This is a genomic window from Plantactinospora sp. CA-290183, from assembly GCF_050936375.1.
GTDB lineage: Bacteria > Actinomycetota > Actinomycetes > Mycobacteriales > Micromonosporaceae > Plantactinospora.
The window spans coordinates 57,776-71,758 of record NZ_JBNJMX010000017.1; the positions used below are offsets into that span (position 1 = coordinate 57,776).

The window sequence follows — 13,983 nt, forward strand, 5'->3', positions numbered from 1 at the left end:
CGGCTCGCCGGTCAGGGACTCGTGCAGGTGAGGCCGCTCGGGGCGCTGTTGGCGCCGGTCCAGGTGCCGTTGAAGCCGAACGCCGCCGACCCGTTGGCCGCGATCGACCCGTTCCAGCTCACGTTCCGGACCGTGATCGCCGACCCGCTGCTGGTCAACGTGCCGTTCCACACCTGGCCGACCGTCTGGCCGCTGCCGAGGCTCCACCGCACGCTCCAGCCGTTGAGCGTGCTCGTACCGTTGTTCCGCACCGTCACCTCGGCCTGGAAGCCGCCCTGCCACTCGTCGACCACGCGGTACACGGCGGTGCAGGCGCCCGCGCCCGGCGGGTTGCTCGGCGGCGTGGTCACGGGAGGCGTGGTCACGGGCGGTGTGGTCGCCGGAGGCGTCGTCGGCGGCCGGGGGGTCGAGCTCGGGTTCGGCGTCGCGCCGAGCGGCGCGAACCGCAGCACCCGGTCGTCGGTGGCCGCCGGGGTGCCCCGGCCGTCCCGATTGCTGGTGGTCACCCAGAGCGAGCCGTCCGGCGCCCGCTCGACGGTACGCAGCCGGCCGTAGCTGCCGACCAGCTGGGCGGTCGGGGTGCCGGCGGAGCCGTTGCCGGTCAGCGGCACGGTCCAGAGCCGGGCGCCGCGCAGGGCCGCCACGAACAGCACGTCCCCGTCGATCGTGGCGCCGCTCGGCGAGGCCTCGGCGGTGCTCCAGGTGACGATGGGGTCCCGGAAGCGCGGGTCGTTGCCCCGCCCCTCCACGGTCGGCCACCCGTAGTTGCCGCCCGGCACGATGTAGTTGACCTCGTCCCAGGTGTTCTGCCCGAACTCACTGGCGTAGAGGCGACCCTGGGCGTCCCAGGCGAGCCCCTGCACGTTGCGGTGGCCGAGGCTGTAGACCAGCGAGCCGGCCGTGGGGTTGTCGGCCGGAACGCCGCCGTCCGGCCGCAGCCGCAGGATCTTCCCGTTGCGGCTCTGCGGGTCCTGCGCGGTGGCGGTCTGTCCGGCGTCGCCGACGCCGGCGTAGAGCATCCCGTCCGGCCCGAAGGCGATCCGTCCGCCGTCGTGGAAGTTGGCCCGCGCCAGTCCGGTGAGGATCGGCTCCTGCGTCTGCGGCGCGCTGAGGCGGAACCGCACGATCCGGTTGTCGCTGGCGGAGGTGAAGTACGCGTAGACGTAGCCATCCTGCGCGTAGCCGGGCGAGACGGCCAGGCCGAGCAGTCCGGCCTCGCCGCCGGCCGAGACACCGGAGATGGTGGCGACCTGCTGCGGGGTCTGCCCGCGGCGCAGTTGGAGCACCCGGGCGGTGTTGCGTTCCGCGGCCAGCGCACTGCCGTCCGGCAGGAAGGCGAGCCCCCAGGGTGTCTCCAGGTTGCTCGCGACGGTCTCCGGCCGAGTGAAGTCGAACTCGCCGGCGGCCAGCACGGCGGTGTCACCGGGCCCGGCCGTGGTCGCCGCGGCGGCCCACCCCGCGCCACCGAGCATCACCAGCAGGGCGGTACCGGCGACCAGAATCCGGCTCCTCATGCCACACCTCCGAGTCAGGACAGAGATAGATGTCAATATATCACGGATCACCGGTTCGAGATCCACCCGTCCCCCGCGGCGGGCGGGCCGGTCCCCGCCCGGCCGACCCGCCCGCGTCCACCGCCCGGCGGCGTACTGCTCCGGCCCCCGCCGCTACCTACCGCCGACGCCGGCCAGGCCGGCCACCAGCCAGCGACGGGCGAAGAGGTAGAGGAAGAAGATCGGCAGGGTGGAGATGATCACGGCCATCATCAGGCCGGGAATGTTGATCGCGTGCTGCCCCTGGAAGCTCCACAGGCCGAGGGTGACCACCCGGTTGCTCTGCTCCGAGGTCAGGATCAGCGGGAAGAGGAAGCCGTTCCACGCGCCGATGCCGGTGAAGATGCTGACCGCGCTGATGCTGCCCCGGGAGAGCGGGAGGACCAGCTGCCAGAAGATCCGGAACGGGCCGGACCCGTCCACCGTCATCGCCTCGTAGAGTTCCTTGGGCACATCCCGCAACGCCCCGGAGAGGACCAGCACCACCAGCGGGAGCTGGAACGCCACCGTCGGCAGGATGATGGCGGTGAGCGACTCGAAGAGCCCGAGCTGGTCCATCATCCAGTAGACCGGGATGATGGTCGCCTGGGCCGGAATGGCCAGGCCGAGCAGGAACCCCCGGAACGAGACGCTGGCCAGCCAACTGTTCGACCGGACGATCGCGTACGCCGCGGGCAACGCCAGGACGAGCATCAACGCGATGCTGCCGAGGGTCACGATCGCCGTGTTGACCATGTACGTGCCGAAGCCGACCCGCCAGACCTCACGGATGTTCTCGACGGTGAAGCTGCTGGGCAGGGAGAGCGGGCCCTTCTGGTAGTCCGACCGGCTCTCCAGCCCCCAGAAGATCATCAGGATGATCGGGCCGGCGACCAGCACCAGCCACAGGGCGGTGAGCACCCCGGCCAGGTAGTTGGGTCGCCGGGCGGCGCCACCCGGGCCGGCGTCGCCGACCACCGGCCGTCGAGCGGTCGGCGGGGCGCCGGGGCGCGACGTCAGCACGGCCACGTCACAGTCCTTCCAGCGTGGAGCGCATCCTGCCGAAACCGGAGAAGCGCACGATCAGCAGCGAGAGCACGGTGCCGAGCACGACCAGCACGGTCGCGATGGTGGCGGCGAAGCCCATCTCGTACTGGCGGAAGCCCTCCATGTACATCAGGAACGGCAACACGTACGTGGCGTCGCCCGGCCCACCGTTGGTCAGCAGCAGGATCGTCTCGAAGTAGGTGAGCGATCCGACGATCATCAGGGTGGAGGAGGTGATGATCGTGTTGCGCAGCTGCGGCAGCGTGATGTGCCGGATCGCCTTCCACCGGGTCACCCCGTCGATCACCGCGGCGTCGTAGAGCACCCGCGGGATGTTGCGGGCACCGGCCTGGTAGAGCAGCGCGTGGAACGGCACGAACTGCCAGGACGCGGTGAGCACGATGGCGAGCAGCGCGCCCTGCGGGTGGCCGATGATGTTGCCGTCCGGGAAGCCGACGTACCTGCCGAGCGTGGAGGCCAGCCCGAAGTTGGGGTCCAGGATCGACTTCCACAGCAGCGCGATGGCCGCGCTGGAGAGCAGCAGCGGCAGGAAGAAGATGGAGGACAGCACCGCCCGGTTGCGTTGCGGGCCGGCCGCCCAGACACCCAGGGCGAGGGCCAGCGGGGTCTGCGTCGCCCAGCAGAGCACCGTCAGCAGCACCGTCGTCCAGGTGGCGGAGAGCACCGTGTCGTCGGTGAGCAGCCGCTGCCAGTTCTCGAAGCCGATCGGCTTCGGCTCGCCCAGCCCGTTCCAGGAGGTGAAGGAGAGCACCGCGACGCCGATCACCGGCAGCGCCGCGAACGCGGCGAAGAAGAGCACGGCCGGTAGGACGTAGAGGGCGCTGGGCCGCGGCGCCCGGTCGGTGCCGAGGCTGTGCGGAGACCGCCGCCGGTCCTTCCGGACCGACGGCGGCGGGGTGATCGTCGAGGTCACCTGATCTTCACCATGGCGTTGACGAATCCGGTCGCGTCGAGCTGCCTGAGGAAGACCTTCTGTAGGTTCGTCAGCATCGGCTGGGCGATGTTGTTCGCGATCGCCTGGTCCCAGGAGAGCTGGAAGCTGGACGCCTGGGTCACCATGCCGTACACGAACCGCGCGAACTCCGGGCTCGGCGACTTGTCGAAGCGGCTCTCGATGTCGGCCACCGCCGGTACGTCACCGCGGGCGATGTACTGGTCCACGTACGCGTCGGTCGCCATCTCCTTGAGAAACGCGATGGAGGCTTCGACGTTGTCCGAGCTCTCGGTGACCGAGAAGTAGTTGGTGGGGTTGCCCACGACGGCCCTGGGGTTGCCCCTACCGCCGTCCACCGCCGGGAAGTTCATGAAGCCGAGCCCGTTCTTGGCGAACTGCGGCTGCTCGCGTACCTGGTTGGTGTATTCCCAGGAGCCCATCAGGTGCATGGCGGCACGGCCCTGCGCGAAGAGGGTGCCGGCGCCGCCGGTCTCGTAGCCGACGGAGGCGAAGTTGCTGGCGAATCCGCCCCGGTCGACCAGTTCGCGGATCCGGTCGATCGACGCCGCCACGGCGGGATCCTTCCAGCCCTCGCTGTCCCCGTCCGCGATCCGCTTGAAGACCTCCGGCCCGCCGATGCGGTCGAGGAAGTACTCCAGCCACATCAGCAGCGTCCAGCTCTGCGAGCCGGCCACCGCGAACGGCGTGATGCCGGCGCCCCTCAGCTCGTCGACCAGGCCGAGCATCTCCGACCAGGTGGCCGGCGGCTGCTCCACGTTCACCCGCTTGAGCACGTCGCGGTTGTAGTAGAGGAGGACCGGCTGCATGCCCCGGTTGGGGATGCCGTAGAACTTGTCGCCGATCTTGCCGGACTCCAGCACCGACGGGATCCACCTGGCCTTGAACGCGGTGTCCTCGTTCAGCGCGGGCGTCAGGTCGACCAGCAGGTCGGCGTCGACGTACTCCCGGATGCTGCCACTGCCCCAGTTGAAGAAGATGTCCGGCTGGGTGCGGCTGCCCATCGCGACCCGCAGCCGGTCCCGGTAGGCGTCGCTCGCGAACGGGGTGATCTTGGCCTGCGCCTTGTGCCTACCGTTGAACCGCCCGACCGCGGCGGTCTGGACCTGGTTCTGCGGCTCGTCCTGCAGGACCCAGACGTCGATTTCGCCCGGGGCGTCGACGCCGCCGGAGCCGTCCTCGTCGCTGCCGCAGGCCGAGGTACCGAGAAGCATCGCGCCCGCGCCCGCGAGCCCCAGCACGGATCTCCGGGAGAGATTTATGGATGCCGTCATAAGCCGCCGTCCCTTCGATGAGCCCCCTCGGCAGACACGCCGGGGCCGATTATCAAATGAGCCTGGACGGAGCCGGATCCCGCAAACTTTCGGTGCCGGCCCGATAATTCGTGGTGATGTGGCGCACGCTACGACCCCATGAACAAACGGTCAACCCCCGTATCCGCCCGGGACCAGGTGGGCTATTTTGAGTCGGATTACCGTCTCGACGGCGCCGGACTTTCCGGAATGGTCGCCGAGGCACCGGAGTGGCAGGCGCTGATCGGCAGCGGACTCGGGCAGCTCACCCGGCCGTTCGGCACCGCGCCCGTCGAACCCACCCTCGGCGCCCGGGCACTCGCCCGGACGCAGGCGGAGATCGTCGCGCCAACCGTCGGCCACGACCGCCGGCTCACCGCCGAGCCGGTTCTCCACTGAGGACCGGGGACGGGAGCGGTCCGGCCGCGCCGGCTCCCGCCCGGACCGACCGCGCCGGGGCACCCCGGAAACCGGTGCCGGCGGCCCGGTCCGGAGCCGACCGGTAACCGCCGCGCCGAAGCCGTACCAGCTGCCACCCGGAGCGTTTGGCGGGATACTGACCAGGATGATCCTGATCGGAACCTCCGGGTGGCAGTACCGCGACTGGCGTGGCCGGTTCTACCCGGCCGGCCTGCCGCAGCGGCTCTGGCTGGAGCACTACGCGGCCCGCTTCGCCACGGTCGAGGTCAACAACGCCTTCTACCGGCTGCCGGAACGGGAGACCTTCGCGCAGTGGCGGGCCCGTACCCCGGACGACTTCTGCGTGGCCGTCAAGCTGAGCCGCTACCTGACCCACATCAAACGGCTCCGCGAGCCGGCCGAACCGGTCGCCCGGTTCCTCGGCCGGGCGACCGCACTGGGCGACCGGCTCGGGCCGGTGCTGCTGCAACTCCCCCCGAACCTCCGGATCGACCTCGGGGCGCTGGCGGAGACGCTGGCACTGTTCCCGCCCGGGATCCGGGTGGCCGTCGAGCCCCGACACCCCTCGTGGTGGACCGAGGGGACCCGGCGCGTGCTGACGGACCACGGTGCGGCGCTCTGCTGGGCCGACCGCCAGGGCCGGCCGGTCACCCCGCTGTGGCGTACCGCCGACTTCGGGTACCTCCGCCTGCACGAGGGGCGGGCCGAACCCCGGCCCCGGTACGGTCGGGCCGCGCTCCGCTCCTGGCTGGACCGGATCGCGACGGAGTTCGGCGCCGACCGGACCAGCTACGTCTTCTTCAACAACGACCCGGGCGGGGCCGCGATCGTCGACGCCGCCGCGCTGGCCGCCGCCGCCCGGCGACGGGGCGTCGAGGTGAGCCGGGCGCCGGAGCCCGGGGCAACCGACGCCGCCCCGCCGGCACCGACCGGCGGCTGAGCCCGGCCCGCTGCGCGGGTCAGGGCATCATCCGGGCCAGGTCCTTGGGCATGCTGGAGCGCACGTCGTCCCACTCCCCCGCGGTCACGTGCCGCTGCAACGCGTTCAGCACCGTGTCCACCACGGTCGCCGCGCCGCCCCGCACGTCGAACGGAAAGCCGGCCCGCACCTCGTACAGGAAGTCCTCGCGATTGAGCTTGATCGGTACGATGCTCGGATCCCAGCCGTCGAAGTAGATGCCCCGGACCAGCACCGGCAACTGGGCGGCGAAGTGCACGCTCTCCTGCACCGGCAGCCGGTCCCGCAGCAGGTGCAGTACGGTACGCAGCGCCGCGTACGACTGGTTCCGGCGTTCCTTCGGCCAGCCGTACGCCTGTTCGATGTCCTTGAGGATGATGTTCGTCTTCTCTATCGACGACTCGAACGCCGAGTAGGTGTTGTTCGGCACGACTGCTCCCCCGTCCCCATCCGGTGATCCACGTCGGTGCGGAGCAGCGGACCGCCGTCACGGGCCCGCTGCTGCTCCTCACCCTCGTCATCGTCCGCCGGTTGCGGGTGAGGGGCGCTCACCCGAGGGGGATGATTCGCCGTCCGGCCCCCGCTCAGTCCCGCAGCAGCTCGGTCAGCTGCTGGGCGTTCGTCTGCGCGTAGTCGCGGTAGCAGTTGTTGAGCAGCAGGTGGGTCTCCTCGGCCTCGCCGGCCAGGGTGCGCAGCTTCGGCGCCCAGTCCGCCAGCTCCCGCTCGGAGTACCGGTAGCCGAACTTCTCGTGGATGTCCCGGCTGGTCCACTTCGCGCTGTGCCCGTGGAAGCGGACCACCGCCAGGTCGGCGGTCGCGGCGAGCACCGGCGGGACGGACGAACGGTGCCCCTGGGGCATGTCCACGCAGACGTACGGCAGCCGGTGCTGGCGCAGGAATCCGAGCGTCTCCTCGCGGTTGTCCCCGTCGAACCAGGAGGCGTGCCGGAACTCGAAGACCGCCCGGATCGGACGGCACCGGTCCCGCACCTCCAGCAGGTACTGCTTGTTGTCCCGCCGGATGGTGAACCAGGGCGGGAACTGGAACAGCACCGCGCCGAGCTTGCCGGCCGCCGCCAACGGCTCCAACGCCGACAGGAAGCGGCTCCACACGTCCTCGTACGCCTGCGGCGCCAGGTCACCGGGGTAGATGTTGCGCTTCTCCGTCTCCGGCCGCAGGTCCTTGTAGAGCGCGGAGACCTTGGTCGGGTGCCCGGTGAGCAGGCTGAACGCCTTGATGTTGAACGTGAAGTGCGGCGGCGTACGGTCGACCCACAGCTCGGCGGTGCGCTCGGCGGGCGGCGAGTAGTAGGTGGCGTCGACCTCGACCAGCGGAAAGTGCCGGGCATAGTGGCCGAGCCGCTTCTCCGGGGTGTCCGCGGAACGCGGATACCAACCCGACTCCAGCAGCGTCCGGTCGGTCCAGGAGGCCGTGCCGACCTTGATCTCGCCCATGACTCCAGTCCACCCGCCGCACACCACCGTCGGGCGACCCGGGGCCCACGGCGCGCACGCCACCGGCTCGGTGTCGCCGGCACCGGGTGTTGCCGGCACCCGGCGTCGCCGGCACCGGCTGAGCGGGCCGCCCGACGGTCGACCCGCTGCCCCGACTTCCCCTGGTGAGCCGCCGGTCAGGCGGCCCGGCGTTCGCGCGACTGCTTGCAGGTCACGCAGGTGGTGGCCGATGGGAAGATCTCCAGCCGCTCCACCGGGATCGCCGACCCGCAGCCCTCGCACCAGCCGTACGTCCCGCCGTCCAGCCGGCTCAGCGCGTGTTCGAACTGCGCCCGGCGGTCGAGGATCGTCCGGAGCAGCGACTGCGCGGTGTCCCGCTCCGCGGTCTTGGTACCGCTGTCCGCCTGGTCGTCGCCGGCGGTGTCGCCGACCTCCACCAGCCGCAGCACCTGGCTCTGCGTCATCGCCCGGTCGTACTCGACGGTGAGCTCGTCGTAACGGGCTCGCAGGGAGCGGCGGATCTGGTCGATGTCAGCCTGAGAGCGGCCTGTGTCGACTGCCTCGTTGACGAGCATGCGCTGCCTGCCTTTCCGCCGTCGCGGCGAATCCGCCCTCCCGAACCGGATTGTCCGGTGCGGTCCGCCATGAGCCGCGCGATTACCCAGCCCTCAGCGCCGGCAAACCCGGTGATTTTCCGGTGATCGGGCGGCAACCACCCAGCCCGACTCGCCGACCGGCGGGCGCCGGGCTGGGGCGCGGCTCGGCGGAACCGCGCGAAGGCCCAACCGCGCGGAACCCCCGGGCCCCGACACCACGGTGCACCGCATGGCACGGTGTACCGCATGGCACGCGAGCGTGGGCAGCGTGGGCGCATGGGCGGGGCAGCTCTACGGCGTCAGTCCACCAACCGCCGCTCGGCCCCGGCCCCCATCCGCCGGCGCCCGGCGGCCGACCACCCGCCGCTCACTCGGCCGGTCACCCCGGGCCCGCCGGCTCCACCACCGCGGGATGGCGCGGGTCGTCCACCCGGACCACCACGTCGGCGAACGTCGACGGCGCGACCTCCTCGGCGTACCGGCCGAAGGCGGGCAGGGTCCAGGCCAGCGCCGCCGGTGTGCGCCGGGCGAGCGCGCCGGCCGAGAGGACAAGGTGGACGGTCAGGTCGAAGGGGAGGCCGCTGCCGAGCAGCAGCGCACCGCTGACCAGCAGCACCCCGCCCGGCGGCAGGGTCAGGTAGCCGGCCCGGGTGGCCCGGTCGGTCTCCGCGTCCCACAGCGACGGCAGGACCCGCCCCGAGCCGCCCGGGCCGGCGGGATCGAGCACCTCCCGGCGCAGCCCCGGCTCGTCCAGCCAGCCGGCGTAGTAGGCGTCCGGGTTGGTCCGGCCGTACTCGTACCGCAGCGAGGCGGGCCGCAGGAAGCCAGCGGTGTCGACGCGTACCGCCGGGCGCCCACGGACCCGCAGCGGATCAACCAGCGCCTCGGCGAGCCGGTCGGGTTCGGCGGCCGGCGGCCCATCCACCGCCACCCGCAGCCACCCGCCGACCCGCTCGCCGGCCAGCCGGTCGGCCAGCTCCTCGACCAGCAGCTCCGGGGTGATCGGTCGGACCCTCATGGCGACCATCGTGCCCCGGCCGCCGCGACGCCGGGCCGGCCGGGGGCGTCAGGCGTCCCGTCGGCGCAGCACCAGGTAGCCGCCGAGCAGCGCGGCGAGGGTCCAGAGCAGGAGGATGCCGATGCCGGTCCAGGCACCGTAGTCCCGGGCCCACCCGGGATCGCCCTGGTCCCCGGCGAGGTGCATGATCACCCAACCCACCTGGTCCGGCAGGTACTGCGTGACGGTCCGCACCCTCGGGATGTTGCCGAGCCCCTGCGAGCCGAGGAAGAACACCGGAAGCAGGAGCGCCAGCGCCCGCACCGTACTGCGCAGCATCGCGGTCACGCCGACCGCGAAGAGGCAGAGCAGCGTCGGGTGCAGGCAGGCCCCGACGGCGGCGGCCAGCGCCCCCGGCGCCCCGAGCGAGGTACGGAACCGAACGTCCTGCGGGCGGTGCAGCACCGGGTGGCGGGATTCGTCCTCATGAACTGCACCCCGGACGAGCTGATCCGGGCGGTCCGGGCGGCGTACGACGGCGACGCCTACCTGTCTCCGGCGGTGACCCGGCTGCTGCTCGGCATGGTCACGCCGGTCGCGGCGCAACGGCGCCGGGTCGCGGCGCAGCGGCTCGCCGCGCTCAACACCCGGGAATCCGACGTCCTGGGCCTGGTGGCGCAGGGACTGTCCAATGCGGAGATCGGCCGGCGGCTGCGGATGACCGAGGCGAGCGTCAAGACGTACGTCAGTCGGATCCTGACCAAGCTCGACTGCGCCAACCGGGTTCAGGCGGCGCTGCTCACCCGCGACGCCGCTCCGGCGGGCGGACCCGACCCGGGCGAGCGGACCGGGCCGGCCGGCACCGCCGGTTGACGGGCCCGTCCCGCCCGGACCGTCAGCCCGTGCGGTCCACCGTCACCAGGGCGTCGTCGGCGAGCCGGTAGCCGACCCCGTAGACGGTGGTGACCAGCGGGACGTCGGCCCCGACCTTGCCGCGCAGCCGACGGACGTGGACGTCCACGGTGCGCACCCCGGCGTGCTCGTAGCCCCAGACGGCGGCCAGGAGCTGGAGTCGGGTGAAGACCCGGCGCGGATGGGCCGCCAGGTGCATCAGCAGGTCGAACTCCAGGCGGGTCAACGGCAGCGGATCCCCGGCGAGCAGCACCGACCGGGAGGCGGCGAGGATGTGCAGCCCGGTCCCGACACCCTCGGCGGGCCGCCAGGCCGTCGTACGCGCCGCCGCAGGACTCTCCCGTCGTTCGACCGTGCCCAGCGTGCCGCCGCTGATCGTCGCCTCGCCCCGCTCCACCAGCTCGCGGGCCGCCTCCAGCAGGCGGCGGGCCGGAGCGGGCAGCGCCTCCTCGGCCCCGACGAGCGGAATGGAGAGCGTCACCGTCAACGCGGGCGTGCCCGCGTTGGCCGGGCGCCGTGACGCGGCGGGGGGCCGGCCAGGTCCGGCGGGCTGGGCGGTGTGCCACCCGGCACGCGACGAGGCAGGGCTGACCGACATGGTTCTCCTTGGCTGATCCGGCTGGTCCGGGTGCTTCCCCCCGCGACCCGAAACGCCGATGCCTCGATGCTTCCGGCCCTCGGGGCGAGGGTCAAGGGGCCACGACGTTGCGTGAATGTGACAATCGACAAACACACCGGAATCGCTTGCTCGCTCTTCGTACCAGATATTGGCAGTCCCGGGGGGCCCGGCAGGATGGTCGCCATGCGGGGTGTACTGACGGGATTCCTGGTGATCTGGTCGGTCACCCTCGTCGGCTACCTCGTCGGCCGGTACGGGCTGCTCGGCCCGCACGGCACCGTGGTGCTCGCCCGGCTCACCTTCCTGATCGCCACCCCCGCGCTGCTGTTCAGCACCCTGGCACGCTCCACAGTGGCCGATGTGCTCACCCCGGCCCTGGCCCCGTTCGTGCTCAGCACCGTGCTGGTGGCCGGGGCCTACCTGGCCGTCGCCCGCCTCGGCTGGCACCGGCCGACCGGCGAGGCGACCGTCGGCGCACTCTGTGCCTCGTACGTCAACGCGGCCAACCTGGGCCTGCCGGTCGCGGCGTACGTGCTGGGTGACGCCTCGGTGGTCGCGCCGGTCCTCATCTTCCAGGTGCTGATCGCCGCGCCCGTGGCGCTCGCCGTGCTGGACGCCACCGCGGCGGGGCGGCGCCCCTCGATCCGGCGGCTGGCGCTGCTGCCCACCCGGAACCCCATCATGCTGGGCTGTGTCGGCGGGCTCGCCGTCTCGGTCTCGGGCTGGCAGCCGCCGGCCGAGGTCCTCCGGCCCTTCGACCTGGTCGGGTCGGCCGCGGTCCCGCTGGCCCTGCTCGCCCTGGGCATGTCGCTGCGCGGCAGCCGACCGCTGGCCGGCGGCCCCGAGGCCGGGCAGCGCTACGTCGCCGTCGGCCTGAAGGTGCTGGTCCAGCCGACCCTGGCCTACCTGATCGCGCGCTTCGGCCTCGGTCTGACCGGCCCCGCCCTGCTGGCCGCGGTGGCCACCTCGGCCCTGCCGACCGCGCAGAACGTCTTCGTCTTCGCCACCCACTACCAGCGGGCCCAGGCACTGGCCCGGGACGCCGTCGTGCTCTCCACCGTCGCCGCCGCCGTCACACTGGCGGTGGTCACCGCCTGGCTGGGCTGAGCCGCGCGGCTCCGCTCACTCCTCGGCGACCACCCGCACCGGGGCGTCGTCGGCCAGCCGGTAGCCCACCCCGTAGACCGTGGTGACCAGCGGCACCGCGTCGCCGACCTTCGCCCGCAGCCGGCGTACGTGCACGTCGACGGTGCGTGCCACGGCGTGCTCGTACCCCCAGACGCTGCCCAGCAACTGGAGGCGGGTGAAGACGCGGCGCGGGTTGCGGGCCAGGAAGTGCAGCAGGTCGAACTCCAGCCGGGTGAACGGCACCGGCCGGCCGTTCCGGAGCACCACCCGGGGGCCGGTCAGCACCCGCAGTTGCGGCCCGGCGTCACCGGCCCGGCCGTCGTCGACCGGCTCCGCCGGCGGACCGGAGACCGCCGCCAGCCCGCCCGCCGGGGACGGTGTCGCCGGCAACGCGGCCGGCTGACTGCCGACGCCGGTCAGCGCCACCGTGCCGTCGCCCCGGTCGACCAGCTCCCGGACCAGCTCCAGCAGCCGGGTGGCCTGCGGCGTGAGCTGTTCACCGGCGAGCGGGATGTCGAAGGTGACCCGCAGCGTCGGTGCGTCGACGACCGGTCCGCCACGGCGTCGGCCGGATCCCGGGCGGGTCGACACCGGTGGCTGCGTACGGGGATGGATGGCGATGACCGACATGGGTCCTCCTTCGTGGAACACGTGGTCCGCTCCGCCCCGCCACGCGGTGGCGCGCGGGGTCAGGTGTACGCCCAGCGGGCGGTCGCCCGGGGGGCCGTGTCGAGGTGCGCGTAGACGTCGGTCGGCCCGAAGGCGGGCAGTCCGAGCGCATACCAGGCGACGAACCCGCCGACGATGTCGGTGGCCCGGTGCAGGCCCAGGTCCAGCAGCGCGGCAGCGGCCAGGGAGGAGGTGTAGCCCTCCTGGCAGAAGACGACGACCGGCAGGTCGTACCGGTCGGCGATGGGCAGCCGGGCGGAGCCGCGCGGATCGAAGCGCCACTCCAGCACGTTCCGCTCCACCGCGAGCGCACCGGGGATGGTGCCGGTGGCGGCGCGCTGGGCCGCCGGGCGGATGTCCACCAGTACGGCACCGGCGCGGGCGGCCAGGTGCGCGGCCTCCGGCTCCAGGCGGCGCAGCCGCACCCGGGCGGCGGCGAGGATCTCCTCGATGCTCCTCGAACCCGCCGGGGCCTGCGCTCCGGGACATCCGGCCGCCGGCCGCCGGAGGTTGGTCATCGGTTCCACCATGGTGTCCTTCCCTCGACTCGGGCCTGGTCGCCGCGTGTGGCGGTGGTGTCGGCGGGCGGGCCGGGGTTCACCAGGCGACCCCGGCCTCGGCCACCTCCGCGACCCGCAACCGGCCGCCGTCCAAGTGGTAGCGGGTCATGCTGCGCAGCGCCGGACGGTAGACGTGCACACTGACCGCCGGCACGTTCCCCTGGTTGCTGACCCGGTGCACGTGCCGCGGACCGAATCGACGCCCGACGCCGGTGCCGAGCGTCCGGGGCCGCAGCTCGGCGCGGACCACGGTCTCCTCGGTGAGCGCGCCGGAGGCGACCAGGAAGGCACCGGCGGACCCGCCGTGGTCGTGCAGGTCGGTGTGCTGACCGGGCAGCCAACTGAGCAGCCAGACCTCGTGGTCGGCGGTGCTGGCCAGCCGGGTGTACCAGCGCTGCGTCGGGTCGAAGCGCAGCGGCACGGGCCAGCCCGCGGGGCCGGCCGCGGCCGCGGCGTACCGGCGGGCGACGGTGAGCGGATCCGGAGAAATGGAGATCATCGTGCGTTCCTCAGGGCGGGCGCCAGCAGTAGCCGGTAAAACCTATCTGTTTTATAGGGTATTCCGCAACCCGCCGCCGGGGAGCCCGACACGGATGTCAGGAAGTGGTCAGCGGGCCGACGTGCCGGGCTGGCGTCTCCCGGGGTGCGATCCGCCACCCCGGGAGGTCCTCGACGTCACGGACGCGCCGCAGGACCAGGTGGACCGGGAGGGCGGAGAGGACGACGAGGACGCCGGAGAGCCAGAGCGTGGGCCGGAGGCCGACGAACTCCCCCAGCACCCCACCGAGGAGGGCGCCGAGCGGGAACAGCCCCATCATCAGGAACC

The 13,983-nt window shown here is 72.5% G+C and carries 17 protein-coding genes and 2 pseudogenes; 4 read left to right on the forward strand and 15 right to left on the reverse strand.

The window, feature by feature from the left end; translation table 11 throughout:
• Positions 1 to 11: 11 nt before the first annotated feature.
• The 5 genes and pseudogenes from ACQEUR_RS20265 to ACQEUR_RS20285 all read right to left on the reverse strand — a co-directional run bounded on the left by ACQEUR_RS20265 (position 12) and on the right by ACQEUR_RS20285 (position 4,826).
• The gene (locus ACQEUR_RS20265; protein WP_433033504.1) at positions 12 to 452 is read right to left on the reverse strand and encodes a cellulose binding domain-containing protein; all 441 of its coding nucleotides are present in this window, start codon (positions 450 to 452) and stop codon (positions 12 to 14) included.
• Positions 441 to 1,514: pseudogene (locus ACQEUR_RS20270) on the reverse strand (PQQ-dependent sugar dehydrogenase); the annotation flags it as partial. The gene ACQEUR_RS20265 and the pseudogene ACQEUR_RS20270, both read right to left, overlap by 12 nt.
• Positions 1,515 to 1,667: 153 nt before the next feature.
• Positions 1,668 to 2,561 (reverse strand): carbohydrate ABC transporter permease, encoded by an 894-nt coding sequence (locus tag ACQEUR_RS20275; RefSeq protein WP_433033455.1) that lies wholly within the window; start codon positions 2,559 to 2,561, stop codon positions 1,668 to 1,670.
• 1 nt (position 2,562) lies between these two features.
• Positions 2,563 to 3,513 (reverse strand): carbohydrate ABC transporter permease, encoded by a 951-nt coding sequence (locus ACQEUR_RS20280; protein ID WP_433033458.1) that lies wholly within the window; start codon positions 3,511 to 3,513, stop codon positions 2,563 to 2,565.
• The gene (locus tag ACQEUR_RS20285; protein ID WP_433033461.1) at positions 3,510 to 4,826 is read right to left on the reverse strand and encodes an ABC transporter substrate-binding protein; all 1,317 of its coding nucleotides are present in this window, start codon (positions 4,824 to 4,826) and stop codon (positions 3,510 to 3,512) included. The genes ACQEUR_RS20280 and ACQEUR_RS20285 overlap by 4 nt, the downstream gene beginning before the upstream one ends.
• A 138-nt stretch (positions 4,827 to 4,964) precedes the next feature.
• Here ACQEUR_RS20285 and ACQEUR_RS20290 point away from each other — a divergent pair, with 138 nt between their 5' ends.
• Both ACQEUR_RS20290 and ACQEUR_RS20295 read left to right on the forward strand, forming a co-directional pair.
• Complete coding sequence (locus tag ACQEUR_RS20290) at positions 4,965 to 5,243, forward strand: hypothetical protein (protein ID WP_433033464.1); 279 nt, start codon at positions 4,965 to 4,967, stop codon at positions 5,241 to 5,243.
• Positions 5,244 to 5,409: 166 nt separating this feature from the next.
• The gene (locus ACQEUR_RS20295; protein WP_433033466.1) at positions 5,410 to 6,204 is read left to right on the forward strand and encodes a DUF72 domain-containing protein; all 795 of its coding nucleotides are present in this window, start codon (positions 5,410 to 5,412) and stop codon (positions 6,202 to 6,204) included.
• A 19-nt stretch (positions 6,205 to 6,223) separates the two neighbouring features.
• Here ACQEUR_RS20295 and ACQEUR_RS20300 read toward each other — a convergent pair whose 3' ends face one another.
• The 5 genes from ACQEUR_RS20300 to ACQEUR_RS20320 form a co-directional block, all read right to left on the reverse strand.
• Positions 6,224 to 6,652 (reverse strand): DUF2267 domain-containing protein, encoded by a 429-nt coding sequence (locus ACQEUR_RS20300; protein ID WP_433033469.1) that lies wholly within the window; start codon positions 6,650 to 6,652, stop codon positions 6,224 to 6,226.
• A 154-nt stretch (positions 6,653 to 6,806) separates the two neighbouring features.
• Positions 6,807 to 7,676 carry a DUF72 domain-containing protein gene (locus ACQEUR_RS20305; RefSeq protein ID WP_433033472.1) on the reverse strand — a complete coding sequence of 290 codons (870 nt, stop codon included), beginning with the start codon at positions 7,674 to 7,676 and terminating at the stop codon, positions 6,807 to 6,809.
• 176 nt (positions 7,677 to 7,852) lie between these two features.
• Complete coding sequence (locus ACQEUR_RS20310) at positions 7,853 to 8,251, reverse strand: TraR/DksA family transcriptional regulator (protein ID WP_433033475.1); 399 nt, start codon at positions 8,249 to 8,251, stop codon at positions 7,853 to 7,855.
• 400 nt (positions 8,252 to 8,651) lie between these two features.
• A complete protein-coding gene (locus ACQEUR_RS20315; RefSeq protein ID WP_433033478.1) occupies positions 8,652 to 9,290 on the reverse strand; it encodes a uridine kinase in 639 nt (212 codons plus the stop codon).
• Between the two features lie 48 nt (positions 9,291 to 9,338).
• On the reverse strand, positions 9,339 to 9,734 hold the full coding sequence (locus tag ACQEUR_RS20320) for a hypothetical protein (protein WP_433033481.1): 396 nt from the start codon (positions 9,732 to 9,734) through the stop codon (positions 9,339 to 9,341).
• Between the two features lie 3 nt (positions 9,735 to 9,737).
• On the opposite strand from ACQEUR_RS20320, the gene ACQEUR_RS20325 reads away from it, so the two are divergent.
• Complete coding sequence (locus tag ACQEUR_RS20325) at positions 9,738 to 10,142, forward strand: LuxR C-terminal-related transcriptional regulator (RefSeq protein WP_433033483.1); 405 nt, start codon at positions 9,738 to 9,740, stop codon at positions 10,140 to 10,142.
• Positions 10,143 to 10,164: 22 nt separating this feature from the next.
• Here the strand turns inward: ACQEUR_RS20325 and ACQEUR_RS20330 are convergent, their stop codons facing one another.
• Entirely contained in the window at positions 10,165 to 10,779 is a 615-nt protein-coding gene (locus ACQEUR_RS20330) for a winged helix-turn-helix domain-containing protein (RefSeq protein ID WP_433033486.1), read from the reverse strand.
• Positions 10,780 to 10,983: 204 nt separating this feature from the next.
• On the opposite strand from ACQEUR_RS20330, the gene ACQEUR_RS20335 reads away from it, so the two are divergent.
• Positions 10,984 to 11,907: an AEC family transporter gene (locus ACQEUR_RS20335; protein WP_433033489.1), complete on the forward strand. Its 924-nt coding sequence runs from the start codon at positions 10,984 to 10,986 to the stop codon at positions 11,905 to 11,907.
• 15 nt (positions 11,908 to 11,922) lie between these two features.
• Here the strand turns inward: ACQEUR_RS20335 and ACQEUR_RS20340 are convergent, their stop codons facing one another.
• The 4 genes and pseudogenes from ACQEUR_RS20340 to ACQEUR_RS20355 all read right to left on the reverse strand — a co-directional run.
• On the reverse strand, positions 11,923 to 12,558 hold the full coding sequence (locus ACQEUR_RS20340; RefSeq protein WP_433033492.1) for a winged helix-turn-helix domain-containing protein: 636 nt from the start codon (positions 12,556 to 12,558) through the stop codon (positions 11,923 to 11,925).
• Positions 12,559 to 12,617: 59 nt separating this feature from the next.
• Positions 12,618 to 13,115, reverse strand: a complete 498-nt coding sequence (locus tag ACQEUR_RS20345; protein ID WP_433033495.1) for a rhodanese-like domain-containing protein — start codon at positions 13,113 to 13,115, stop codon at positions 12,618 to 12,620.
• A 79-nt stretch (positions 13,116 to 13,194) separates the two neighbouring features.
• Positions 13,195 to 13,656, reverse strand: a complete 462-nt coding sequence (locus ACQEUR_RS20350; RefSeq protein WP_433033498.1) for a cysteine dioxygenase — start codon at positions 13,654 to 13,656, stop codon at positions 13,195 to 13,197.
• Between the two features lie 97 nt (positions 13,657 to 13,753).
• Positions 13,754 to 13,983, reverse strand: a pseudogene (locus tag ACQEUR_RS20355) (hypothetical protein); the annotation flags it as partial.